General features: G+C 68.4%; 21 protein-coding genes and 1 riboswitch. Of the genes, 6 read left to right on the top strand and 15 right to left on the bottom strand.

Features of this window, described 5'->3' with window-relative positions; all coding sequences use genetic code 11:
* Positions 1 to 103: 103 nt before the first annotated feature.
* Positions 104 to 544 (top strand): PRC-barrel domain-containing protein, encoded by a 441-nt coding sequence (locus TSH20_RS01175; protein ID WP_109073002.1) that lies wholly within the window; start codon positions 104 to 106, stop codon positions 542 to 544.
* Between the two features lie 72 nt (positions 545 to 616).
* On the opposite strand, the gene TSH20_RS01170 is transcribed toward TSH20_RS01175, so the two are convergent.
* The 4 genes from TSH20_RS01170 to TSH20_RS01155 all read right to left on the bottom strand — a co-directional run bounded on the left by TSH20_RS01170 (position 617) and on the right by TSH20_RS01155 (position 6,861).
* On the bottom strand, positions 617 to 913 hold the full coding sequence (locus tag TSH20_RS01170) for a hypothetical protein (protein WP_109073001.1): 297 nt from the start codon (positions 911 to 913) through the stop codon (positions 617 to 619).
* Between the two features lie 62 nt (positions 914 to 975).
* A complete protein-coding gene (locus tag TSH20_RS01165; RefSeq protein ID WP_109073000.1) occupies positions 976 to 2,139 on the bottom strand; it encodes an OpgC domain-containing protein in 1,164 nt (387 codons plus the stop codon).
* A gap of 350 nt (positions 2,140 to 2,489) precedes the next feature.
* On the bottom strand, positions 2,490 to 5,624 hold the full coding sequence (locus TSH20_RS01160) for a multidrug efflux RND transporter permease subunit (protein ID WP_109072999.1): 3,135 nt from the start codon (positions 5,622 to 5,624) through the stop codon (positions 2,490 to 2,492).
* Positions 5,625 to 5,628: 4 nt separating this feature from the next.
* Positions 5,629 to 6,861 carry an efflux RND transporter periplasmic adaptor subunit gene (locus TSH20_RS01155; protein WP_109072998.1) on the bottom strand — a complete coding sequence of 411 codons (1,233 nt, stop codon included), beginning with the start codon at positions 6,859 to 6,861 and terminating at the stop codon, positions 5,629 to 5,631.
* A gap of 174 nt (positions 6,862 to 7,035) precedes the next feature.
* Between TSH20_RS01155 and TSH20_RS01150 the strand changes: the two genes are divergently transcribed.
* The 3 genes from TSH20_RS01150 to TSH20_RS01140 all read left to right on the top strand — a co-directional run bounded on the left by TSH20_RS01150 (position 7,036) and on the right by TSH20_RS01140 (position 9,856).
* The gene (locus TSH20_RS01150) at positions 7,036 to 7,875 is read left to right on the top strand and encodes a cytochrome c oxidase assembly protein (RefSeq protein WP_109072997.1); all 840 of its coding nucleotides are present in this window, start codon (positions 7,036 to 7,038) and stop codon (positions 7,873 to 7,875) included.
* Between the two features lie 4 nt (positions 7,876 to 7,879).
* Positions 7,880 to 9,049 carry a c-type cytochrome gene (locus tag TSH20_RS01145; protein ID WP_109072996.1) on the top strand — a complete coding sequence of 390 codons (1,170 nt, stop codon included), beginning with the start codon at positions 7,880 to 7,882 and terminating at the stop codon, positions 9,047 to 9,049.
* A gap of 141 nt (positions 9,050 to 9,190) precedes the next feature.
* The gene (locus tag TSH20_RS01140; protein WP_109072995.1) at positions 9,191 to 9,856 is read left to right on the top strand and encodes a peptidoglycan-binding domain-containing protein; all 666 of its coding nucleotides are present in this window, start codon (positions 9,191 to 9,193) and stop codon (positions 9,854 to 9,856) included.
* 116 nt (positions 9,857 to 9,972) lie between these two features.
* On the opposite strand, the gene TSH20_RS01135 is transcribed toward TSH20_RS01140, so the two are convergent.
* The 3 genes from TSH20_RS01135 to coxB are packed head-to-tail and all read right to left on the bottom strand — an operon-like array spanning position 9,973 to position 13,915.
* Positions 9,973 to 10,335, bottom strand: coding sequence for a hypothetical protein (locus tag TSH20_RS01135; RefSeq protein ID WP_109072994.1), 363 nt, complete (start codon positions 10,333 to 10,335; stop codon positions 9,973 to 9,975).
* A gap of 8 nt (positions 10,336 to 10,343) precedes the next feature.
* The gene (ctaD, locus tag TSH20_RS01130; RefSeq protein ID WP_109072993.1) at positions 10,344 to 12,899 is read right to left on the bottom strand and encodes a cytochrome c oxidase subunit I; all 2,556 of its coding nucleotides are present in this window, start codon (positions 12,897 to 12,899) and stop codon (positions 10,344 to 10,346) included.
* Complete coding sequence (gene coxB / locus TSH20_RS01125; protein ID WP_109072992.1) at positions 12,896 to 13,915, bottom strand: cytochrome c oxidase subunit II; 1,020 nt, start codon at positions 13,913 to 13,915, stop codon at positions 12,896 to 12,898. Before coxB ends, ctaD begins: the two co-directional genes overlap by 4 nt.
* 197 nt (positions 13,916 to 14,112) lie before the next feature.
* Between coxB and TSH20_RS01120 the strand changes: the two genes are divergently transcribed.
* Together TSH20_RS01120 and TSH20_RS01115 are read left to right on the top strand one after the other, a co-directional pair.
* Entirely contained in the window at positions 14,113 to 14,979 is an 867-nt protein-coding gene (locus tag TSH20_RS01120) for a TIGR02587 family membrane protein (protein ID WP_109072991.1), read from the top strand.
* Positions 14,980 to 15,009: 30 nt separating this feature from the next.
* On the top strand, positions 15,010 to 15,456 hold the full coding sequence (locus tag TSH20_RS01115; protein WP_109072990.1) for a TIGR02588 family protein: 447 nt from the start codon (positions 15,010 to 15,012) through the stop codon (positions 15,454 to 15,456).
* Between the two features lie 7 nt (positions 15,457 to 15,463).
* Here the strand turns inward: TSH20_RS01115 and TSH20_RS01110 are convergent, their stop codons facing one another.
* The 8 genes from TSH20_RS01110 to TSH20_RS01080 all read right to left on the bottom strand — a co-directional run bounded on the left by TSH20_RS01110 (position 15,464) and on the right by TSH20_RS01080 (position 24,673).
* Positions 15,464 to 17,305: a chloride channel protein gene (locus TSH20_RS01110; protein ID WP_109073036.1), complete on the bottom strand. Its 1,842-nt coding sequence runs from the start codon at positions 17,303 to 17,305 to the stop codon at positions 15,464 to 15,466.
* 209 nt (positions 17,306 to 17,514) lie between these two features.
* Positions 17,515 to 18,108, bottom strand: coding sequence for a hypothetical protein (locus tag TSH20_RS01105; protein ID WP_146205341.1), 594 nt, complete (start codon positions 18,106 to 18,108; stop codon positions 17,515 to 17,517).
* 67 nt (positions 18,109 to 18,175) lie between these two features.
* On the bottom strand, positions 18,176 to 18,478 hold the full coding sequence (locus TSH20_RS34495; RefSeq protein ID WP_146205342.1) for a hypothetical protein: 303 nt from the start codon (positions 18,476 to 18,478) through the stop codon (positions 18,176 to 18,178).
* Between the two features lie 311 nt (positions 18,479 to 18,789).
* Positions 18,790 to 20,130, bottom strand: coding sequence for a hypothetical protein (locus TSH20_RS01100; protein WP_109073035.1), 1,341 nt, complete (start codon positions 20,128 to 20,130; stop codon positions 18,790 to 18,792).
* Positions 20,131 to 20,256: 126 nt separating this feature from the next.
* Positions 20,257 to 20,958, bottom strand: coding sequence for an ABC transporter ATP-binding protein (locus tag TSH20_RS01095; protein WP_109072988.1), 702 nt, complete (start codon positions 20,956 to 20,958; stop codon positions 20,257 to 20,259).
* The gene (locus tag TSH20_RS01090; protein WP_109072987.1) at positions 20,955 to 22,667 is read right to left on the bottom strand and encodes an ATP-binding cassette domain-containing protein; all 1,713 of its coding nucleotides are present in this window, start codon (positions 22,665 to 22,667) and stop codon (positions 20,955 to 20,957) included. The genes TSH20_RS01095 and TSH20_RS01090 overlap by 4 nt, the downstream gene beginning before the upstream one ends.
* A complete protein-coding gene (locus TSH20_RS01085) occupies positions 22,660 to 23,532 on the bottom strand; it encodes a branched-chain amino acid ABC transporter permease (protein ID WP_109072986.1) in 873 nt (290 codons plus the stop codon). Before TSH20_RS01085 ends, TSH20_RS01090 begins: the two co-directional genes overlap by 8 nt.
* A 4-nt stretch (positions 23,533 to 23,536) precedes the next feature.
* Positions 23,537 to 24,673: an ABC transporter substrate-binding protein gene (locus tag TSH20_RS01080; protein WP_109072985.1), complete on the bottom strand. Its 1,137-nt coding sequence runs from the start codon at positions 24,671 to 24,673 to the stop codon at positions 23,537 to 23,539.
* A 71-nt stretch (positions 24,674 to 24,744) separates the two neighbouring features.
* Positions 24,745 to 24,860, bottom strand: a riboswitch (TPP riboswitch).
* Between the last annotated feature and the right edge of the window lie 17 nt (positions 24,861 to 24,877).

The following is a 24,877-nucleotide window of genomic DNA, read 5'->3' as shown; positions in this document are numbered from 1 at the left end:
CTCCAAATGGGAGGAAGGCCCAATTTCTTTTGGGAAACAGGAAACCCATCGGCCGGCAGGGGTGTTGATCCGCCACAACATCCCAATAAGATGGAGCCAACCGATGAAACGCTATCTTGTCCTGGGCTGCACTGCCGCGCTTCTCGCCGCCACGCCGGCCATGGCCGCGTCTTCGGACAACAGCGTGACCAAGTCCAACAATCCCACCGTCGCAGCGGTCGACGACAGCGCCGACCCGGCGCTGATGAAGATGCATGTCGACCAGCTGAAGGGTAAGGACATCTATGGCGCCAAGGGCGAGAACATGGCGGAGATCGAAGACGTCGTCCGCTACAACAACAAGCTCTATGCCGTGATCGACGTCGACCACACCGTCGACGTCAGCGACAAGGACGTCGTGCTGCCGCTGAACAAGCTGCACATGAAGGGCGACAAGGTCACCCTCAACATGACCGAGGAGCAGCTCAAGGGTCTGGAGAAGTGGCAGAAGGGCCGCTACGAGACCGTGAAGGGCAAGGGTCCGCTGAGCGAGCTGTCCCACTAAGACCGCGCACGCAAAAAAGGCGGCGGAGGGAAAACCCTCCGCCGCCTTTTCCATGGGCGGTGCGATGATTTCCTAGACCGACACGTCCAGCAGCGACCCGCGCTGGCGGTATCCCTGGGCATTCACCCGGGCGGCAAGCGCGCCAGCATTGGTGTCGACGGCCTGATTGCCCTCGGTGCCGCTGCGGGTATCGCGGGACTGGTCGGACTTCCCGATGGCCGGGGGCGCGGCCACCGTCTGGGTACGCACCGGCGGCGCCACCTGCTGCGCCGCCTGGACCGCCGGGGACATGGCGATCTGCGCCGCGGGCGTCAGCTGCGGCGTTGGCTTCAGCGTCTGGTAGGACGGTATGGCCGGGTTGAATTGCATTCTCAAAATATGCGCCTACCCGGCGCAGGATTCAAGAAGCCCAGCCCTGGCTTGCCACCCTTTCACGGAGTCTCCGGCACGGCCGCCTGCGGCACCGCCGACTTGGCCGGCTGCCGGCGGGTCCGCCGCCGCTCCAGCACCATCGCCATCGCCAGCAGCACGGCGATCCCCGCCAGATTGACCGCCAGCACCGTCACGGAGTTCCGCCCGGCCAGCAGAACGGCGGTGCCGGCGATGGACAGCACGACGCCGACGCAGAAGACCGGCAGCGAATGCCGGCCGCAGGCGACCAGCAGCCGGGCGGGGGCGGAGCGCAGCCACCCCGCATCGCGCGGCACCAGCAGCGCCGCCGCACAGGCCAGCGCCAGGAAATGCAGAAGCCGCATCGGCCCCAGCGTGTCCTTGTCGGCCCAGGGGATGGTCTGCTCCGGCAGCCAGCTCTGCAGTGCCGCAGGCGTCAGCGCATGGCCGATGTCGGAGGCCGCGAACTTCCACAGCGCCATGCCGACCAGCAGAGCCAGCGACCCGGCCAGCAGCCAGCGGGACCGCGGCATCCTGACCCGGCCGCTGCGCACCACCAGCGCCAGACTGGTGCCGAGAAAGAACACGCATTGCCAGGCCAGCGGGCTGAAGTTCCAGTCCTCGTCCCACAGGTTGGGCGGAATCAGTCCGGGCGCCGCCTGGGCGACCAGATAGAGCACGAGCGACAACGCGACCGCCGCATAGCCGAAGCGGGCATAGGTCCACAGGAACAGCGGCGCCACCGCCACCAGCAGGATGTAAAGCGCCAGGATGTCGAAAGCGAAGGGCAGATACATCAGCACCAGATGCCACGCGATGGCGGTCACCGGGGTCTCGAACAGCGGCTCGAAGCTCTCCAGCCGGTTCGACGCCTCCATCGGCAGATCGCCGACATGGACGGCGAGCGCGACGACCAGCGCGCTGACCAGCATGGTCACGATGTTGGCCGTCCACAGCTGCCGACAGCGGCCGAGCGCCTTGCGCTGGCAGGCGGCGAACCCGTGCTCCGCCAGCACCGGACCATAGGCCAGCGCGATGGCGTAGCCGGAGATGAAGACGAAGATCTCGGCCGAATCGGAGGGGCCGAAACGGGCGGGCATCAGCTTTGCCAGCGGGTTCCCGCCGACATGGTTGACGAAGATGATCAGAAGGGCCACGCCCTTGAAGAGATCGAGACGTGCGTCGCGTGCCTGACGTTGCTGCATACAGCCGTGCCTCTCCTGCTGTGGCGGGCTCCCCGGCGGGGGCGGATGCCGCCCTGAGGGGGGTCAGCAGACGAATCGCGGTGGCGCCGGACCACCGAAGGTTCGGCACCGCCACGGCGGATGTAGCCCACCATGGACATTTTCGCCGGCCGGGTGTCCAACGCGATGGGGGAACCCTTCCAACGCGGCGACGGAGGGGAAAAGCGTTAAGCCCTTCTCAGGGTGGCTGCGGCAACCACCCCGTTATCGGGCGTCCGCAAGGGCGGGCGCCGCAGCCGGACGGTCTCGATTGGAGCCACGGGACTGCGTTGAGCCATGCCCGGCGGCTGTGGTCCCCCGCCGGCCGCGCTTCAAGCACGCTTCCCCTCCGCCTGGACGGCGCGCGGACGGCCGCGCAGCCGTTCGGTCAGACGCTGGAAGGCGACGAACAGCACCGGGACGAAGACGATGCCGATCACCGTCGCCGCGACCATGCCGCTGAACACGGTGGTGCCGATCGACCGGCGGCTCGCCGCGCCGGCTCCGGTGGAGATCAGCAGCGGCACCGTGCCCAGGATGAAGGCCAGCGCGGTCATCAGCACGGCGCGGAAGCGCTGGCGGGCGCCCGCCACCGCGGCATCGACGATCGACCGGCCGTCGGCCCGCTGCTCCCGCGCGAACTCGACGATCAGAATGGCGTTCTTCGCGGCCAGCCCCACCAGCAGCACCAGACCGATCTGCGCATAGATGTCGTTGGGAATCCCGGCGACCCACAGCCCGACGCCGGCCCCCAGCACGGCGACGGCCACCGACAGCAGCACCGCCAGCGGAATTAGCCAGTCTTCATACTGCGCCACCAGGAACAGATAGCCGAACAACAGGGCGAGGCCGAAGACCATCAGCCCCTGATTGCCGACCTGGCTTTCCTGATAGGACAAGCCGCTCCACTCGGTGGCATAGCCCTGCGGAAGGGTGTTCCGCGCCACGTCCTGCATGGCGGTCAGCGCCTGGCCGGAGCTGACGCCGGCCGCCGCCTGCCCGTTGACGGACGCCGACATGAACTGGTTGTAGCGGGTGATGCTGTCGGGGGCGAGCGTGGTGCGCACCGACACGAGGCTGCGCAGCGGCACCATGTCGCCCGACTGGCTGCGGACATAGAGTTGGTCGATCTCCTTCACCTGATCGCGGAAGCCGGCGGCGTCCTGCACCTTCACCTGGAAGACGCGGCCATACAGATTGAAGTCGTTGACGTAGCTGGCGCCCAGATGCGCCTGCAGCGTGGTGAAGATGTCGGCCGGCGACACCCCCAGCAGGGAGGCGCGGGTGCGGTCGACATCCAGATACAGGTGCGGCACGTCGGCGCTGTAGGTGCTGAACACCGCCTGCAGGTTCGCATCCTGGTTGGCGGCGACCAGCAGGCCGCGCAGCACCGATCCCAACTCCTGCGGGCTTTGTCCGCCGGTGGCGAGCACCCGCATGTCGAAGCCGCCGGTGGCGCCCAGACCGGGGATGGAGGGCGGGTTGAAGGCGGTGACCGTCGCCTGCGGCATCGCGCCGAAGCGCGGGCGCAGGCTGCCCAGAATGGCGTCTACCGTCTGGTCGCTCCCCCGCTCCGCCCAGGGCTTCAGCGCGGCGATGACGAGCCCGACGTTGGAGCCCTGGCCGCTGAGGATGCTGAAGCCGGAAATGGCGATGACGTCGGCGACGCCCGGCTCCTCCTTGATGGTTTCGCTCACCCGGTCCATCACGGCCTGGGTTCGGGTGACCGACGCGGCGCTGGGAAGCTGGACGTTGACGAAGAAATAGCCCTGATCCTCGGCCGGCAGGAAGGCGGTGGGAAGACTGCGCAACAGGGCGAAGGCGCCGGCGGTGATCGCGACGAACAGCAGCAGCCCGACGATCAGCCGCCGTCCCAACCCATGCACCAGCCGTCCGTAGCCGTCACGCACCCGGTCGAGCCCGCGGTTGAAGGCCGCCAGCGGGCGCCACGGCTCCCCCGGTTTGCGCAGCAGCAGGCCGCACAGCGCCGGGCTGAGCGTCAGGGAATTGATGCCGGAGATGATGAAGGAAGCCGCGATCGTCACCGCGAACTGCCGGTAGAGCTGCCCGGTGATGCCCGGCAGGAAGGCCACCGGCACGAACACCGCCGCCAGCACCAGGGTGGAGGCGACGATGGCGCCGCTGACCTGCCCCATCGCCCGGGCCGCCGCCTCGGTCGACGACAGGTCGGGATGCTCCTCCATCACGCGCCGGACATTCTCCACCACGACGATGGCGTCGTCGACGACGAGGCCGATGGCGAGGATCAGCGCGAACAGCGTGATGGTGTTGGCGCTGTAGCCGAGAACCAGCAGCACGGCGAAGACGCCGATGATCGACACCGGGATCGCCAGCGTCGGAATCAGCGTCGCCCGCCAGTCCTGCAGGAAGACGTAGATGACCGCCACCACCAGCAGGAAGGTGATGCCCAGCGTCAGCACGATCTCTTCGATGGTGGCGGTGACGAAATTGGTGGTGTTGAAGACGACCGCGTAATTCAGCCCCTCGGGAAAGCGCTGCGACAGCCGCTCCAGCTCGCCACGCACGGAATCGGCGACGTCCAGCGCGTTGGCGCCCGGCGACTGGTAGACGACCAGCGTCGCCGCCGGCGCGCCGTTCAGCTTGGACGAGGAGGTGTAGGATTGCGCCCCCAGCTCCACCCGCGCCACATCGCCGAGGCGGACGATGCCCCCATTCTCGTTGCTGCGGATGATGATGTCGGCGAAGTCCTGCGGGTCGTTCAGCCGGCCGCGGGCGATGATGGTCAGCTGTTGCTGCTGGTCGTCGCCGATGGGCGGAGCGCCGATCTGGCCGGCGGGCGCCTGGACATTCTGCTTCTGGATGGCGCCGATCACATCCGAAGCGGTGATGCCCAGCGCCGTCATGCGGTCCGGGTTCATCCAGATGCGCATGCTGTAATCGAGCGCGCCCAGCACCTGGGCATCGCCGACGCCGGGGACACGGGCGATGGAATCGCGCAGGTTCAGGCTGGCGTAGTTGGAGATGAAGATCGGGTCGAACTTGCCGTCGGGGGCATAGACGTTCACCGCCATCAGCATGTTGGACGATTGCCGGCGCACCGTGACGCCCTGGCGCGTCACCTCCGACGGCAGGCTGGCGGTGGCGAGCGACATGCGGTTCTGCACATTGACCGCGGCAATGTCGGGATCGGTGCCGGGGGCGAAGGTGATGGTCAGCGAATAGCTGCCGGTGTCGGTGCTGGTGGACGACATGTAGAGCATGCCTTCCACGCCGTTCACCTGGGCTTCGATCGGGGCGGCGACGCTGTCGGCCACCACCTGGGCGTTGGCGCCGGGATAGGTTGCCGACACCTGCACGGTCGGCGGGGTGATCGAGGGATATTGCGCGACCGGGATGGCGTTCAGCGCCAGAAAGCCGGCGATCAGCGTGACGACGGCGATGACGATCGCCAGGTTCGGCCGGCGGATGAAGAGTGCGGAGAACATCGCCTCACTCCTTCGCGGTACCGGAGGCGCCACCGGACGCAGAGGCACCACCGGACGAACCGGCGCCGGCCCCTGCTGCGGTTCCTTCGGCCACCTCGTCGGCCGGGGTGGGCTGCACGACCATGCCCGGCCGCACCTTCTGCACGCCGCCGACCACCACCGTCTCCCCGGTGGTCAGCCCCTTTTCCACCACCAGCGACTGGTCGACCTGCGCGCCGGTCTCGACCGGACGGCGCTGCACCCGGTTCTGGTCGTCCAGCACCAGCACATAATGCCCCTGCTGGTCCTGCTGGACCGAGGCGACGGGCACCACCGGGCGCTGTTCCGGCTGGTCGCGCCGGACCCGCACGGTCACATACTGGCCGGGCAGAAGCAGGCGCTGCGGGTTGGCGAAGGTGGCGCGGATGCTGACCGTGCCGGTCTGTGGATCGACGCGGTTGTTGGCGAACTCGATCCGGCCCTCCTCGGCATAGTCGCTGCCGTCGGGCAGGACCAGGGTCGGCACGAACTTCTCCGCCGCCTGCGACGGCTGGCGGACGTCGAACTTGCGCTGGAAGGCCAGCAGGTCGCGGTCGGCGACCGAGAAGACGGCGCGGATGGGGTCGAGCTGCACCACCGTCGCCAGCACGCCGGTCGACGGATTGACGAGGTTCCCCTGAGTCACCGCCGTGGCGCCGATACGACCATCCACCGGGCTGGTGATGCGGGTGTAGCCGAGATTGATCTCTGCCGTGCGGACCTGAGCCTGGTTCATCATCACCGCCGCCTGGGCGGCGTCGCGGTCGGCCAGCGCCTGATCCAGCTGCGCCTGTGAGACGTTGCCGCGCTGGCGCAGCTCCTCGGCGCGGTTGTAGGCACGCTCCGCCTCCCGCAGCTTGGCTTCGGCGCTGGCGAGCTGGGCCTTGGCGCTGTCGAGCGCGGCCTGATAAGGCGCCGGCTCGATCACATAGAGCAGATCGCCCTCATGGACGTCCTGCCCCTCCTGGAAGGCGACCTGCTCGACGGTGCCTTCGATCCGGGGACGCGCCTCGAAGGAGCGGATGGCCTCGATCCTGCCGATGAACTCCGACGCGGGGGCGACGTCGCGGCTCTGCACCGGTACGGTGGTCACTGCCGGAGGAGGCGTCTTCTGGTCTTGCGCCTGCGCCTGCGCCGGCGCGGCGGCGAGCAGCCCCGACAGCACGGCCGCGCGGACGGCGGAAAGGGCGCGGGTGCGGCGGGGCGAGGCGGCGGGCATGGCGGTCTCCGGCTGCGTTTCCGATTGGCCTTGCGCGCATCAACATCCCGGCGACCGATCTGCTCCCTGCCCATCGGGTCATTTGCCGCCGGAAACGTCGCCTTGTCAGGGAACATCCCGCCACGCCGGTTATTGGACAGCATGCAGAGTCCCCGGAACCCGCGAGGCCGCGCCATGGCGACAGACAGCTTTCCCTTCGTTCCCTACTGCGGTGTTCCGCCGGTGCCGGGTGAGCTGTCGACCGCATGGAACGGCGATCCGGTGCTGCTGGCCGCCTTCGCTCTGGCCGCGATCGGCTTGACGGTGGTGGCGCGCCGTCCGGCCGGCCACGCGGAGCACGCCAGTCATCGATCCTTGTGTCTGGCCGCCGGCTGGCTGGTGCTGGGCATCGCCTTCGTCTCGCCGCTGTGCAGCCTGACCTCCGCCCTGTTTTCCGCCCGCGTGGCCCAGCATCTGCTGACCATCCAGGTCGCAGCGCCGCTGTTCGTGCTCGGCTGGCCGAGCGGTGCGGTGCGGTGGCCGGAGCCGCTGCGCAGGATGGCAAGGCCGCTCGGCAAGCCGGAACTGGCCTGGGGTCTGTTCGGCATCACGCTGTGGATCTGGCATTTGCCCGGCCCCTACATGGCGGCGCTGGCGAACGACGCCGTGCTGTGGCTGATGCACGGCACGCTGTTCGCCGGGGCGGTGGCGGCATGGCGGACGGTCCTGGCCCCAACCGACACTGCGATGCGGCTGCGCGGCCTTCTGGCGGCCTTCGGCACCTCGGTCCATCTGGCGATGCTGGCGGCGCTGCTGATCTTCGCCGGGACACCGCTGTTTCCCTACCATCTGACAACCACCGCGCCGTGGGGCCTGTCGCCGCTGGCCGACCAGCAGCTGGGTGGCCTCATCATGGGGGTCGTCGGGTCGCTGGCCTATGTGGTGCTGGTTCTGGCCTGCGCGGCCCGCTGGCTGCGCCAAGGGGACGTTGGTCAGGGAGAAGACGGTCAGCTCTCCGGCGGAAAGGCTGGTTGAGCGCATGTGGCGGACCCTGAAGACACTCGCCATCGCAGGCGTGGCGGCCGGGATCGGCGGGCTCCTGTTCGCGTGGTCGGGCCTGTACAGCGTGGCGGCGAGCAAGGCGCATTGGACGCCGGTCGAGATGTTCTTCGAAATGGCGATGCGCCGTTCGGTGGAGACGCATGCCGCTTCCGTCGGCGAGCCGCCTGATCTGGACGACCCGGCGCTGATCCGCCGCGGTGCCGGCCATTACGAGGATGGCTGCGCTCCCTGCCACGGCGCCCCCGACACGCCGCGCAACCCGATCTCCCGCCACATGATGCCGGAGCCGCCCTATCTGCCCGACAAGGTGGCCGACTGGAAGCCGCGGGAGCTGTATTGGATCACCCTGCACGGCATCAAGTACGCCGGCATGCCGGCTTGGCCGGCCCAGCAGCGCAAGGACGAACCTTGGGCGGTTACCGCCTTTCTCCTGCAACTCAAAGGGATGAGCGCGGAAGAATATCACGGCCTCGCTTTCGGTCGGGCGCGGGCCGACGACCATGCGCGGGTGGCCGAGCTGACCGGCCCCGCCAGCGGTCCGACGAGCAGAGGTTTGGGAGAGACCCTGCAGGATTGCGCCCGCTGCCATGGCTTTGACGGGAACGGCGACAGCATCGGCGCCTTCCCGCGGATCGCCGGACAATCGGCGGATTATTTGCGCGAGACGCTGCAGGCCTACGCCGACGGCAACCGCTTCAGCGGCATCATGCAGCCGGTGGCGGCCGGGTTGGACGAAGAGGCGATCCGCGGATTGGCCGAGCATTACGCGGCGCAAAAGCCTGCAACGGCAACGGTTAAGACCGCCGATCCGGCACCGGAGCAGCTCGATCTGGGCCGGCGGATCGCGGAGTCCGGTGCCCCGGACGATGGCGTCGCCGCCTGTTCCGGCTGTCATGGAGGAACCGGGGCCGACACCCGGCATGCGCGCGATCTCCGGTACCCGACCCTGGACGGCCAACATGCGTCCTACATCGCCGCCCAGTTGCGGCTGTGGCGTGACGGGGCGCGCGGCAACACGGCGCTGTCCCGCATCATGGAGGCCGCCGTCCGCCGCATGACCGACGAACAGATCGACGCCGTGGCCGAGTATTACTCCCGCCGCGCCCCCGAACGCGCCACGGCGAAGGGCGATGACGGAAAATCCTGAAGGGACGTCAGGGAACAAGAAGGCCCGCTGCTGATTGTTCATTACATGACCCAGCTGTCGCTTGCCGTGCGGCAGGACAGTACAGGCCGCACCGGGCGGCGGGTCGCCAACATCGAATCGTAATCGAGAAGGATGGCAACCATGCGTGGGATTTCGAAGATCGTCATGACCGCCACCGCGGCCGGCGCCCTGTTCGCGCTGAGTGCCTGCGGCAGCACGGAAACCTCGCGGACCGCGACCGGCGCCGGCACGGGTGCCGTGGCCGGCGCCGTCGTCGGCGGCCCGGTCGGCGCGGTTGTGGGTGGCGTCGGCGGTGCCGTGGCCGGCAACAGCATGGACGAAAGCCTGAGCAAGAAGACCGACCGCGCGACCGACCGCGCCACCCGCGAAGTCCGCGAGGAGGTGTCGGACGATTCGTCCTCCAAGCGCTCGTCCTCCCGCCACGGCATGGCCTCCACCACCAGCATGAGCCATGAGCAGGTGCGCGAGATCCAGCAGGCGCTGAACGATCGCAACGACGGCCGCGACATCACCGTCGACGGCATCTGGGGTGCCAACACCCGCAGCGCCCTGATGAAGTTCCAGCGCGACAACGGTCTGCGCGCCACCGGCCGCGCCGACCAGCAGACGATGGCCGCGCTGAACCTGAGCGGCAACACCACGGGCACGTCCGGCAGCACCAGCGGGACCAGCAACACCAACAGCATGGGCAACACCGGCACCCCGCGGGGCAACGCGATGCCCAGCGACACCCCGCAGAACCAGACCACCCCGCAGGGCTCGATGGGCCAGAACGGCACCAAATAACCCCGGCTTAACAGCCAACCGAATACCGGTCCTCTATGCCGGTTCCGGGGCATCGCGACGGCACCTCAGGCCGTCGCGGCGTCCGGGAACCGGCGAAGTTCTTTTGGGGCGACCGCTCAGCCGCAGGCGGGGACGATCAGGGCGGGCATGCCCACCCACAGGATCGCGACCAGTGCGCTGCCCGATCCGGCGACGACGAACCAGCGGGCGAAGCGGCGCGGATCGACGGCGCCGACATGCCCGGCCGGCCCGGCGCCACGCAGCGCCTTCACCAGCAGGATCGCCACCCAGCCGATGGCGAGAAGAGTCGCAATGCCGACCAGCGCCATCGACAGCGGCAGGCCGAACAGCATCGCCCCCTCCGGCTTTCGGGCGCAGACCATCCCGTTGATGCCGTAAACCACGCCGAAATGCGCCGCCCAGATCAGGAAGGGTGCCAGCATTCCGACGAAGGTGGCGGGAAAGCTGCGGCTCGCCATGGCGGTCCTCATATCGCAAGACGCGGGAACAGGTGCAGAAGCAGCAGGGCGGTTCCACCCTGCGCCGCGCTGTACCAGCCCATCAGCATGGTGTTGTCGAAGGTCACCCGCCGCTCCGAATGCAGCAGCCCGGCGGCGGAGCGCGCCAGCGTGTAACCCAGCATCAGCGTCATCACCGCGACGTGGAAGCCCTGCCACGCCACCAGCATGTAGGCGATGGCTCCATAGGCGCTGTCCGCGCCGACGAGGCCGGTCTGCATCTGCGCAGTGGCGTCCAGCAGGATGCCGCCGACCATCGCCGCCCAGGCCATGATCAGCCCGAGACGGACCCGGCCGTGCCGGTTGCGGTCCACGGCGGAGCGCGCCCAGCCGATGGCCAGCGCCGCCAGCCCCCACAGCGCCAGCCCGCCGGCCAGCCATGGCAGGCCCGGCAGCCCGTATCCATCCGTCGGCCAGACATCCGGGCTGACCGTCCACAGGAACAGATAGGTGAAGACCAGACAGGCGAAGGCGGTGCCGTCCACCAGCAGAAGCACCACCATCCCCCACCAGCTATGGTTCTTCGGCCCCTGCACATAGACCGGCACGCGCCAGCCGCCGCCGACATCCTGCGGCGGGTGGTCCGCCCCCTTGTCGAGACCCCACAGCCACCAGATCACCAGCCCGACCGCCAGCACCGCGGGGACCAGGGAGAAATAATAGAACTTCAGCGTCAGGCAGATGAAATGGGCGGCGGTGAACAGCCCGGCCAGAAAGGGCGCCCAATGCGGCCCCGGCAGCGGCATCAGATATTGCGGCTTCGCCTCGATCGGGCTGGTGACGATGGTCTCCCGCCTGTCGGTAGGCGCGCCGGGCAGGAAATGGGCGCCCTCGCGCACCTCGCGCGGCAAATCGGGATTGTCCCACAGGGGATAAAGGCTGGTGACGTGCGGGATGCTGCGGACGGCGTACAGCTCGTTCGGCAGCCATTCCAGCGTCCCGGCATTCCACGGATTGTCGGACGCCTTCTCCCCCCAGCCCAGCGCGCTGCGCGCCATGTCGACCAGCACCAGCAGAACGCCCAGCGCCAGCACGAAGGCGCCCACCGTCGACACCATGTTCAGCAGGTTCCAGCCGAGATCGCCGGGATAGGTGTAGACCCGCCGCGGCATGCCCAGCAGGCCGCTGATGTGCATGGGGAAGAAGGCGACGTTGAAGCCGATGAACATCAGCCAGAAGGCCCAGTTTCCCAACCGCTCCGACAGCAGCCGGCCGTTCAGCGTCGGCCACCAGTGGTAAAGCCCGGCGAAGACCGGGAACACCATGCCGCCGATCAGCACGTAATGCAGATGCGCGACGATGAAGTAGCTGTCATGGGCCTGCCAGTCGAAGGGCACCACCGCCACCATCACGCCGGTCAGCCCGCCCAGGACGAAGATGAACAGGAAGCCGAACAGGAAGCGCGTCGCAACCGTCCATTGCACCCGCCCTGCCCCCAGCGTGGCGATCCAGGCGAAGACCTGGATGCCGCTCGGCACCGCGACCGCCATGCTGGCGGCGGAGAAGAAGCTGAGCGACAGCGATGGAATGCCGGTGGCGAACATGTGGTGGACCCACAGCCCGAAACTGAAGAATCCCGTTCCGACCAGCGCGAGCACCACGAAATCGTGGCCGATCAGCGGACGGCGGGCCAGGGTCGGCACCATCATCGACACCAGCCCGGCGGCCGGCAGGAAGATGATGTAGACCTCCGGATGGCCGAAGAACCAGAACAGGTGCTGCCACAGCAGCGGGTCGCCGCCCTTGTCCGCGATGAAGAAGGGCCAATGGAAGGCGCGCTCGATCTCCAGCAAGGCGGTGGCGACGATCACGGCGGGAAAGGCGAAGATGATCATCCCCGCCATCACCAGCATCGACCAGGCATAGACCGGCAGCTTGTCCAGCGTCATGCCGGGCGGGCGGGTGCGCAGGATGCCGACGACGATCTCGATGGCGCCGGCGATGGCCGAGATCTCGATGAAGCCGATGCCGAGCAGCCAGAAATCGGCGTTGATGCCCGGCGAATGCTCGTAGCTGGTCAGCGGCGGATACATGAACCAGCCGCCGTCGGGCGCCGCACCGAAGATCAGCGAGCAGAAAAAGGCGATGCCGCCGAAGAAATAGGCCCAGAAGGCAAAGGCCGACAGCCGGGGAAAGGGCAGGTCGCGCGCCGCCAGGAAGGACGGCAGCAGATAGACGCCGATGGCCTCCACGATCGGCACGGCGAACAGGAACATCATCCCGGTGCCGTGGACGGTGAAGAACTGGTTGTAGGTGTTGTGGTCGAGCAGGTCGTTGTCCGGCACCGCCAGCTGCAGGCGCATCACCAGCGCCAGCAGCCCGGCGATCAGGAAGAACAGCAGCGCCGTGCCGATGTACCAGACGCCGACCTTGGTGTTGTTCACCGCGGTCAGCAGCGCGATCCCCCGCGGCAGCCGCCAGAGGCGGCGCAGCCTCTCCTCCTCCCCCTCCGGGCGGGGGACGGGGCTGGGAGTTGGCCTGCCGCCGGAGAACTCGTCGCGGGACTCGTCGGTGCGCAGCGTCATTTCAGGCTCTCCAGCCAGGCGGCCATGGCGTCCAGGGTCTCGCCGTCCATCACGTCGAAGGACGGCATGCGGTTCTCGGGCTTGATGTGCTGGGCGCCCTGGATCCAGGCGGCGATGGTCTCCACCCGCGTCGGCATCGTCCCGGCGGCGAGCGACGGCCGGGCGCCGACACGGCTGAGATCCGGGCCGACCAGCCCCGCCGCCTCCGTCCCGCGCACGGCGTGGCAGGACTGGCAGCCGAAGGCGAAGAAGGCGTCCCGGCCGCGCACGAGCTGCGGCGTCTCCGGTTCGGCGGGCGGGCGCCGCTGCGCCGCCATCCAGGCGTCGAACTCGTCCGCCGGCAGGACCCGGATGTCGAAGGCCATCAGGGCATGCTGCGCGCCGCAATATTCGGCGCACTGGCCGCGATAGAGCCCAGGCCGCTGCGCCACGATCGGCAGCCGGTTCACATGGCCGGGAATCATGTCGATCTTGCCGGCGAGGCTCGGCGCCCAGAAGCTGTGGATGACGTCGGCGCTGGCGACCCGCAGTTCCACCTGGCGCCCGGCCGGCAGCACGAGTTCGTTGGCGCCGCGCAGCGGCTCCTGCCCCTCCACATGATAGCGGACGTCCCACCACCACATGTAGCCGGTGACCTCGACCACCAGCTCCGGTTCAGGCGTCAGGGTCGCCAGCCGGCGGGCAAGGGCGAATTCATGGATCTGGAGTGCGGTCAGGGTGACGAGCGGGAACAGGATGCCGCCGCCGATCACCCAGGCGCGGCGGCCGGGAAACCGCTCCGGCCGGACCAGCGCGGCGTAGAGCGCCAGCGCCATCACCGCCAGGAAGATCACCCCGGCGCCGATGAACAGGATCCAGCTGGTGGCCAGGATTTCCTGTGCACTGACCCCGGCGGCATCCAGCGCCGACTGCCGCCCCCCACCACCGGGAAGGGCGCATCCTGAAAGGGCGAGCGCCGCAATGGGCAAGCCGGGCCGCAGAGAGGCTCGCGCAGACCGCCGGCTCGCCCTGTTCATGTCGATCGCCTCCCCTTCGCCGGGCCACGCCCATCTTCCCCCTCGGGGTCAACACAGCCGAGGCTCGACGGTTTCGTGGGCAATCCGAAGTTCCCATGCGAAATCGCGAAACCTGTGCGTGGCCGTATGCGTTGAAGGTGGAAGTACGGCTCCGACAATCGCGGCGGGGTTGGAAAAGGTGCTTGGGGAGACGATGCATGACCGCCGACACAGGCCGGACGGAGGCGGCGTTGCCGGGCAGGCCCGCTTATGAAGACAACCGCTCCTTCCTCGTCGGACTGGCGCGGGCCTTTGCCGGGGCGCTGATCTTCTCGCTGCCGATGCTGATGACGATGGAGATGTGGTGGATCGGCTTCACCATGGACTCCTGGCGGCTGGTCCTGCTGCTGGTGCTGCTGATCCCGCTGCTGGTCGGGCTGTCGGTCGTCAGCGGCTTCAAATCCACCGCCAGCCTGCGCGACGACATTGCCGACCCCTTCGTCGCCATCGCCGTGGCGGTGATGATGTCGGTCGTCATCCTCGGCATCTTCAAGGTGCTGTCCGTCGACATGCCGGCGCGCGAGGTGATCGGCAAGATCGCGCTGCAGAGCTTCCCCGCCGCCATCGGCGCCATGCTGGCCCGCGATCAGCTGGGCGAGAAGAGCAGTGAGAGCATGCAGCGCCAGACCGCGATGACCTATCCGCAGGAGCTGTTCCTGATGGGGGTGGGGGCGCTGTTCCTCGGCCTCAACGTCGCCCCGACGGAGGAGATGGTGCTGCTGTCCTACATGATGGATCCGTGGCGGGAGATCGCGTTGCTGCTGCTGTCGCTGGTGCTGATGCACGCCTTCGTCTACGCCGTGGAGTTCCCCGGCGGGTCGAAGCCGCCGGGCGGCGTCGGGTTCTGGAGCCTGTTCCTGCGCTTCACCGTCGTCGGCTATGTGATCGTGCTGGCGATCTGCCTCTACCTGCTGTGGACCTTCGGCCGAACCGACGGCACCGGGCTGGCCGAGATCATCAGCGCCACTGTGGTCCTGGGCTTTCCCTGCGCCATCGGCGCGGCGGCGGCCCGACTCATCCTGTGACCCTGATCCTGCGAAGGGGGAGAAAGCCCGATGGCGACGACCGACGACGATTCACGGGTGAACGACGGGTCACGGGCGGGTAACGGAGCGGAGCATGCACCGCCGACCTCCCCCCTCGAATGGGTGGTGGCGGGGCTCGGCGCGCTGCTGATCGCCGCGATGATCGTCTACATGGTGCAATACGCTCTCAAGGAGCACAGTTCGGTCCCCGGCGAGATGGAGGTGACCGTGATGGAAACGCGGACCGGCGGCTTGGGCCACACCGTGCGTTTCCAGATCCGCAACCGGACCGCCGCGACCGCCGCAACGCTGATCGTGCGCGGTGAACTGCGGTCCGGCGACCGGGTGGTGGAGACGGCGGAGGCGCAGTTCGACTATCTGCCGCCCTATTCCGAACGCTTCGGTGGCCTGATCTTCCAGCACGACCCGGCCCGCTACGAGTTGCGCATCGCCCCCACCGGCTACAGCGAGCCTTGAGGGTCCGTCAGTCGCGCCCCCAAAGCCCCCGCTCGCCCAGATCCTCGCCGCGCTGCCGTTCCAGCGCCTGGGAATAGCGGCGGAGCGCGAAGGACTCCGTCACATAGCCGATGATCCGCCGGTCGGTGGGAGAGGACAGCACCGGCAAGGCCTCCACCTCCTCGCTGCCGAAGCGGTTCAGCACGGTGCGGGCGTCGTCCCCCGGCATCAGGACCGCGTCGGCCTTGCAGGCCAGCGATCCGACCCGCGTCTCGGTCGCAGCCGCGTCCTGGTCCGGGTCGTGGATCATCGACATGTCGACAATTCCGGCATAGCGCCCCATTTCGTCCACCGCGAAGACCGCCTTGGTCGACCCCAGCGGGTAGAGGCGGCGCAGCGCCTCCACCGTCAGGGTGGCGGGCACCGTCTTGGCGTCGCGGCGCATCAGCCGGAAGGCCGTCAGTTCCGACAGCCAGCCGATGTCGTAGGCGCCGCGAATCGGCACGCCGCGCAGGTGGAAGCGCCAGGTGGCGAAGGAATAGCCGAAGGCCTGACGCACCACCGTGGTCGACAGCACCACCCCGATCAGCACGCCCGACGCCGCCCACAGATCCTGCGTCGTCTCCAGCACCAGCAGCACCATGGTGACCGGAGCGCCGACAATGCCGGCGGCGACCGATCCCATGCCGACCAGCAGCAGCAGGCCGCTGTCGATCCCCAGCCCCGGCAGGAAGGCGGCGGTCGTCTGCCCCAACAGGCCGCCGAACAGCCCACCGATGAACAGCGAGGCGCTGAACAGGCCACCACGGAACCCCGAACCCAGCGACAATGCCGATGCCAAAATCTTCACCACCAGCGTCACCCCCAGCGCCAGCACGCCGCCCGCCAGTTCCGGCGGAACGGCGCCGGGGCCACTGCCCATCACCGCCGGCACGGCGAGCGCCAACGCGCCCACCGTCAGCCCGCCGATGGCCGGCCGCGTCCAGCGGGGGACCGGCAGACGGTTGAATCCGCGCTCCGCCACCGTCACCGCCTGCATGGCGAGGATGCTGAGCCAGCCGGCCACGAAGCCGACGACGCCGCAGGCGGCGTAATCCCAGCCGGCGATCTCCACCGGCCGGCCGAGCGCCAGCGATGCCTCGCCGCCGGTCAGCAGGGCCGACACCGCCACCGCCATCGCCGCAGCCGCCCCGACTGGGGCCAGCACTGCCAGCGTATAGCCGCCGAGCACCAATTCGAACGCATAGAAGGCGCCGGCCAGCGGCGCATGGTAGGCCGCGGCGATGGCCGCCGCCGCCCCGCAGCCGACCATGGTGCGCAGATCGGCCCGGCGCAGCCGCAACCGCTGGCCCAGCGAGGAGGCCATCCCGGCGCCGGCCTGGGTATAGGCCGCCTCCATGCCGACCGACGCGCCGGAAATGTTGGACAGGGCGGTCGTCACCGTCAGCCGCAGGCTGTCGATCAGCGACATCTTGCCGCCGTAGAGCGCGTTCGCCTCCACCGCATCGACGATGGCGTTGGGGCGCCAGCGCCGCACCAGCGTCGACAGGATGCCCAGCAGCAGCCCGCCCGCCACCGGCACGCCCAGCGTCCGCAGCAGGTCGGGCACGCCCTGCCCCAGCCGTTCGCCTTCCGGCAGGTCGAAGGCCAGCGTCTGCGCCAGCAACACCGCTTCGTGCAGAAGCCCGACCGCCAGCCCGACCACCCCGCCGACCAGCGCGGCAAGCACCACCACCGCCAGCGCGCTGTTGCGTACGCTCCAGCGGTCGGACACGGTTGTAGCCGCGGACGCATCGAGCGTCGCATAGGGATCGTTGCCGGCGCGGGCGTTTTCGCCCACGCCGTCGAGGGAGGCCGAGTTGTCAGGCATGATCACGCGAACATTGAAATCGATCCAACTGGAATACGTCCGCCAACGTCGTCAGGTTCCCATCGCTTCGAACGCGGGGAAGCTGTTGGTGGTAAGCACTCGCTCCGAACGAAGCCGCGCGCTTGATGCCGGATCGCTGACGCAAAACGGCGGGGAGGTGCATCCTACACGACCGCCGCCCAAAACAGCTTGGAGAAAACGGTGTGTTCCTACCGGGCGTAGCTTGTCGCCCGATGCAGATGGACGGCTGTATCGAAGATTAATGCCAGCGTTTCCTGATTGAAATGGCGGCGCGCGATCAGAAAAAGCAGTTCATGCAGAAGCCAAGGCTTGGTCGCACCGCCTGGACCCGGCTGAACGAATGGCGCCTTTTCCAGATCGATATCCAGAATAGCCTCCGACACCAATCTCAGAACCACCAGTTCCTGGACACGGCCGAAATATCTGTCGGTAATCCGTGGGCCGGTATGTCCGATGTGTATAATCCGGTGACGCAGCAGGCGGAAGGCGATCATGCCGGCAATCTTGCCCTCGGCAATACCTTTGGTCCGAACGTCCTCCGCCCGGAAGCCGCGGCGCAGCATCAAAAACCGGAGATCGTTCTCAGCCTCCCGAAAGGCAGATTCCAATTCGGGTTCCGATATCCATATGCGATCGAAATGGAGGTCCGTCGTCCGACCGGATTTGGCCGAAAACGCCTGTATCTGGCGGACGACGAGCTTCACCGTCTTATAAAATTGCTTCGTGAGTTCCTTGAGCATTTCCTCAGTCAGGAAACTCGGCAAATCTTTTTCAGCAGACACAATGAAATCTCCACCGAGAGAGCGGAAACTCCCCGGTTATGATCCGCAAAATTTCTGAGTTGGACTGCTAAAGCCCCAGGTCATCCACTGCTTGTACCAAGCTGTGTGTGAGATCCCCGGATATATCGGCCTCTTCAGCAACGCGCGGAATCGTCGACGAGCGAATGCGCTGAAGCAATCGATCCGGAGTGACTCCACTATTGGTCACCGGCGCAAATTCGATGTTCAGGGCACGATGCGCGACGTTGGATGCAATTTCCCCCAATGCGTCGTCCGATCCAACGAGGTCCAAAAAGGACATACCCAGTAGCCCCATGAGCATCCATTCCAATGACGCATTTTTAGGATCGATAAGAATGAGAGTCAACATCCCTGCCAAAGAATTCGCCACTAGCCGCATATGCCGCAGGACTTGATAAAGGCTACCGGCAAAAGGCGGGACCAATCCATATCAAAAGTTACAATCGCATGGAATCTCCAACCTTCGAGAAGGACAGTTTCGCTGCCTGTGATCAATGAAATCCGCAAAGTGCTCCACACGGCCGATGCGCCCAAGACTCGAACATAACTCGTCTTGAAGCCATGCGCAGGTTATGACGGAGTTTCGGAAGCCCATTCCAAAGAAATGTCGAAGTGTAGCTGCCGAAGCACCGTCAGCATGATCAGCAAGCAGGGAATCCGTCAGGGCTTGGCTTGCTGCGGTTTTGATTGCGGCTTCACTGTCGCCGGCGCGGGCGCCGACGGAGCGGATGGGGCCGGTGCGGGGGATGCTGAGGGCGATGCTGCCGGGGCCTGCGCCGCAGGTGCCGGCTGAACGGGCGAAGGCTGAACCGGAGCCGCGTCGGTGGTGGTGGGCGACGGCGCGGTTCCGGCGCGGCGCAGCACCTGGGCGAGGTTGTCGCGCACCTTGTCGGCCAGCGCGACGTCGGGTTCGCCGGCCTCGTGGAAGATCACGGTGAACAGCCGGCGCTGCGACAGCAGGAAATTCAGCGTGACGTGCAGCTTGCCCTGCGGCATCGCGCAATCGACCGATCCCGTGCGCAGCCAGACGGCACCGGCCTGTTCGGACGGGTTCAGGCTGACCGTCGGCGTGCCTTCGCAGCGCTGCTTCATGGCGTCGGCGAAGCTGTCCGACAGTTCGTCGATCTTCGCCCCCTCGCCCACCGCGCGCTCGCGGATGCCGCCGACGATGGGCCCGAAGCGCCAGGCGACATCGGCCGGGCGGCGCTCCTGCGGGACCTTGTCCATCGGCACCAGTTCGGCGTCATGCACCCCGGCCGCCGTCAGCAGGCTGTCCAGCCCTTCCGGCAGGCGGTTCTTCTTCTCCGCCGGGCGGCCGGCGGCGACCTTGATCGGCGGGACGTTGCCGCCCTTGTCGACGCAGGTCTTCAGGTCGCCCAGCACCTTCTTCGTGCCGTCCAGCTTGAAGGCGATGCGGTCCGAGGCCGACGAAACCACCAGTTCGTTCCCGCCCATCAGGGCGTTGACCAGCTCCTCGTCCTTGCCGTTGGAGACCACCAGCATGTCCGGCTGGGAAGCGATGGCGACCCGTTCCCGCTTCAGCTTCTTGTCGACCTCGATGGTCACCGGCCATTCGCCGCCCTTGGGCAGGTCGGCACCGGGAATGCCGATGCCGATGTTGGTCTCCCCCTTCGGGCTGCGGGCGAACATCAGCACATGGCCGGAGGTGAATTCCCCCTCCGCCACGCAATAGGCGAAGCTGCCGTCCTTCTTCTTGGCGGCGCCGCCGTCCCAGCTCTCGATCAGTTCGCCCGGCCCCTCCGGCTTCGGCGGAGCGGCGGCCTTGTCGCTGCCAGGGGTGCCGGCGGCGGACGGATTGGCCGGCTTGGCGCCCTGCTGCGGCGCGGCAGGAGTCAGGATTTCCTCTTCCGGCTCGGGCAGCCCGTAATAGGCGGCCGGCGGCATGTTCGGTTCGACCGGCACCAGATCCGCCACCGCCGGAGTCGACGCCACCCCCAGCAGGAGGAGCGCGGACAGCGAAGCGGCAAGGCGGGCGGTCATCACGAGGTAATCCATAGATGGTTGTGGCGGCGAAGCTATCCGCGACCGCCCCCTTCCGCAAGCCCAACCGCCCTTCCTGTTGCGGGAGGCTGACACCTGTTGCACGGGACACGCAGGGGGATGCTCCTACCCCCCGAAGAACGCCCCCCGCAGCGCCTCGTCGGACAGCGACGCGACCGGCCCATCGCCGACCACGCGGCCCAGCCGCAGCAGGACGGCGCGCGGCGCGACCGCCAGCGCGCGTGCCGCGCTCTGCTCGGCCAGCAGCACCGCGGTGCCCGCGGCGGCGATGCGGCCGACGGCGGAAAAGACCTCGTCGGCCAGCTTGGGCGACAGGCCGAGCGACGGCTCATCGAGCAGCAGCAGGCGTGGCCGGCCCATCAGCGCGCGGCCCAGGCTCAGCATCTGTTGCTGACCACCGGACAATCGCCAGGCGCTCTCGCCGCTCTTGACGGCGAGGTCGGGGAACAGGGTGAAGACGCGCTCGACATCTTGCGCGCGGTCGCGGGCGGCGGGCAGGCCGGCGACCTCCAGATTGTCGCGCACGCTCATGCCGGGGAAGACCCGCCGCCCCTCCGGCACATAGCCGATGCCGCGCCTCACCCGCGCCTCGGTCGCCAGCGGGCCGAGATCGGCGCCGTCGAACCGCAGTTCCCCCCGTGCCTGCACGAGGCCGAGCAGCGCCTTCAGCAGCGTCGACTTCCCCGCCCCGTTGGCGCCGAGCAGCGCCACCGTCTCCCCGGCCGCGACGGTCAGCGACACGCCGTCGAGCGCAGTGGCGCCGCCATAGCCGGCGGTCAGGTCGCGGATGGACAGCAGCGGGCTCATGCCGATCCCGCCCGGCCCAAGTATGCGGTTGCGACCGCCAGGTCCCGGCGCACGCCACCGGCCGGGCCGTCATAGATCACCCGCCCACGGTCGAGGCACAGCACCCGGCCGGCGAGCGGCAGCAGGAATCCCATGTCATGCTCCACCAGCAGGATCGCCATCCCTTCCCCAGCCAGATCGCGCAGCAAAACCGCCAGTTCGGCCTTTTCGCCGTCGGTCAGTCCGGCGGCGGGCTCGTCCAGCAGCAGGACCGACGGGCGGCGGACCAGGGCGCGGGCCAATTCCACCCGCCGCCGCAGTGCCGCCGGCAGCCCGTCGCAGGATTGCCCGGCAAGATCGCCGACGCCCAGCCGGTCGAGCGCCCAGCGCGCGTGCGCCTCGGCCGTCGCGGCGTCCGGATCGAAGGCGAGACGGGCGGCGGCCACCGCCTCAAGCACCCCCGCTCCGGTGGGAAGCAGGGCCGCCTGGAAACTGCGGGCCAGTCCGGCACGGGCCAGCCGGTCGGCGCGGGCGCCGGTGACGTCCTGCCCGCCGAGCCGCACCCGCCCGGCATCCGGCCGCTCCAGCCCCGACAGCAGGTTGATGACCGTGGATTTGCCCGACCCGTTCGGCCCGATCAGCCCGGTGATGGTGCCCGGCCGCAGGTCCAGCGACACACGGTCCACCGCCCGCACGCCGCCGAAGGACTTCCGCAAGCCCTCGACCGCCAGCCCCTCCAGCAGGGCGGGCGGCGGCGGCTCCCTCGCCTCCACCGGCGAACAGGGCTTGCCGCCGTACAGGCGGGCTGTGAGGCGGTGGAGGAGCCCGGTCAGCCCGTCCGGCGCCAGCACGACGGTCAGCAGCAGGGCGGCGCCGTAGATGACCAGATAGCCACGCTCCAGGAAGCGGAACCATTCCGGCAGATGCAGCAGCAGCACGGCACCCAGCACCGCCCCGGCCATCCGCCCCCGACCGCCGACGATGGCGATGGTGAGGATGGAGACCATGACCGGGAATTCCAGCACCTCCGGCGAGACGACGCGCTGGGTATGGACGGCCAGCGCTCCGGCCGCCCCGGCGAAAACCGCGCTGATGCCGAAGGCCACCAGCCGCAGCCGGCCGACATCCAGCCCCAGCGTTCCCGCAGCCAGCGGATCGTCGCGCAGCATGGTCAGCGACCGGCCAAGCCGTCCGCGCGCCAGCCGCCAGCCGCTCAACCCACCGAGCGCCACCAGCCCCCAGACCAACCCGGCCATCGGCAGCCCGCGCGGCACCGCCCAGCCGAACAGCACCACCGCCGGCACCCCGGCGAGCCCGTTGGAGCCGCCGGTCAGTTCCGGCAGATTCACCGCCAGCAGATGGAGCACCTGCGCGATCCCCAGCGTCGCCAGGGCGAAGTAATGCGATTCCAGCCGCAGCACCGCCAGCCCGACCGGCAGCGCCAGCAGCAGCGGAACCAGCATCGACAGCGGAAAGGTCGCCTCGAAGCCGAGGCCGTAGCGGCTGCCGAGGATGCCGGTCACATAGGCGCCGACGCCGAAGAAGGCGCCTTGCGCCAGCGACAGCGCACCACCCAGGCCGAAGACGATCTGGAAGCCGAAGGTCGCCAGCGCATACACACCTGCGACGGTCAGGACGCGCAGGCCATAAGGCGAGGCAAAGGCCAGCGCGTAAACCAGCAGGGCGAGGGCGCCGGCGGTGAGAATGACGACCGACCGACGCTCAACCACGGCGGCGCACCGCTTCGCCGAACAGCCCTTGTGGCCGCAGCACCAGAATCGCCAGCAGCGTCAGGTACAAGGCCCCCAGCGCCACCGGGTAGGACAGCACCGACGACACCCCCACCTCGAACAGCGCGATCAGCAGCGCTCCCACCACCGCCCCCGGAACGGACCCCCAGCCCCCCACCGTCACCGCAATGTAGGCCTTCAGGATCAGATCTCCACCCGAGGTCGGCGTGACGAAATATCGGTTGGCCAGCAGCAGCCCCGCCGCCCCGGCGCAGGCCGCGCCGATGGCGAAGGTCACCAGGATCATGGCGGTGACCGGCACTCCGCAGGCGCGCGCCATCTCCGGATCCTGCGCCGTCGCCCGCAGCCGGCGGCCCAACTGCGTGCGGGCAAAAACCCATTGCTGCACCCCGATCAGCAGGGCCGCCACCGCGACGATGGCGAGCGACTGCTCCGGCACCGCCAGCCCGGCGATGTGCAGCGTTTCGTCCCCGAACAGCGGCGGTGCGGCGCGCGGCTCCGGCCCAAACAGGATGGCGGCCCCGTTCTGCAGGATGATGCCGACCGCGATGGTGCTGATGAAGACCGAAACCGGCGGCCGGCGGCGCAGCGGCAGATAGGCGGCCAGGGCCAGCAGCAGACCCAGCGCCGCCATCAGCACCAGCACCACCGGCAGCAGGACGATGCCCGGCAACGGGATCAGCGGCGCCAGCGCCACCGCCAGCAGCCCGCCGGCCATCACGAGGTCGCCCTGGGCGAAATTCACCGCCGAGGTGGCGTTCAGCACCAGCACGAAGCCAAGCGCCACCAGGGCGTAAGCCGCCCCCAGCGCCACCCCGTTGACCAGCAGTTGAAACGCCGCCATCCGCTCACTTCGCCGCGAGCGTCGGGTCGTCGTACCGCTTCACCAGCTTCGGCACGCGGCTGGTCCCGTCATAGCAGACGATGACGGCGGAATGGGCCATGTTGCCCTTGCCGTCGGACTTGTAGGTCATGGCGAGTCCCTTGAAGGTCTCCGCCGACAATGCTTTTCGGATCGCGTCCGGCGTCCGGGCGCCGGCCTTCACCGCCTCCAGCACCATCGTCATGCCGTCATACTGGCCGAGCGCGAAGGCGTCCGGCTCCTTGCCGAAGGCGGTCCGGTAGGCGTCGGTGAAGGCCTTGACCTCCGGCGTATCGCCGGAAATCGGCGAGGCCGCGGTTTCGGCGCAGACGCCCTTCAACTCCGCCGGTTCCAGCAGGGCCGCGGTGCTCGGCTGATGCATGGCGGAACCGGCGACGATCGGCAGGGTCACGCCGCTGGATGCCGCCTGCCGCAGCAGCAGCGCCGTCGGGCCGGAATGCAGATGCAGCACCAGCACGTCCGGCTTGGCGGCCAACGCCTTGGTCAGCACCGGCAGCAGGTCCTTGGCCGCCGGGTCCACCCCCTCCTCGAACACCGGGGTCACGCCCAGCGCCTTGAAGGCGGCGTCGAGATGGGTCTTGCCGCTCTGCCCATAGGCGGTGGTCTGGTAGATGATCGCCGGCTGCCGCTTGCCCAATTCCTCCACCACATAGCGGGCGTGGGCGGACTTGGTCACGGCGTCGCCGGGGAAGAAGCGGAAGACCCAGGGGTTGCCCTGCTCGGTGATCGACGCGGTGCCCGACACGGTGACCAGCGGCAGCTTCAACTCCTGCGCCAGCGGCAGCATCGCCAGCATCTGGGTGCCGAGCATGCTGGCGGCGACCGCCCCGACGGTTCCACTGCCGGCCGCCCGCTCCAGCGCCGTCACCGCCGCCTCGGGCGACGTGCCGGTGTCGACGACTTCCGACACGATGGCGACGCCGGCCGGCGTCTGCTTCAGCGCCAGGACCGCGCCGTTCCGCTGGCTGGTGCCCTCCAGCGACAGGAATCCGGTCAGCGGAACCAGCACCGGGAAGGACAGCGTGTCGTCGGCCCGCGCCGCCGGAGACAGGCAGGAGGTGGCCGCCAGCAGGCCGATCAGAAGGGGAAGTGCGCGCCGCATGACCGAAAACTCCTCAACTCGCGCCGGCAACCGGAGCGACGCGGAGGGGACGGGGCGTTTGCGGCTGATCCGTCGGGTTCCGGTCGGCTCCCTTCGCCGGCATGACCCGGATCAGGTTCGATGGGTGTTGTCTCAGCCCCCGCATCCGCCGATCCGGCGAAAGGCAGGGGCACCCCAGCCGTGAACAGGCGGCGAGAGTGTCGC

The organism is Azospirillum sp. TSH20 (assembly GCF_003115935.1).
In the GTDB taxonomy this organism is placed as follows: domain Bacteria; phylum Pseudomonadota; class Alphaproteobacteria; order Azospirillales; family Azospirillaceae; genus Azospirillum.
The sequence above is the reverse complement of the archived record's forward strand: the minus strand, read 5'-3'. Positions and strand labels throughout refer to the sequence as shown.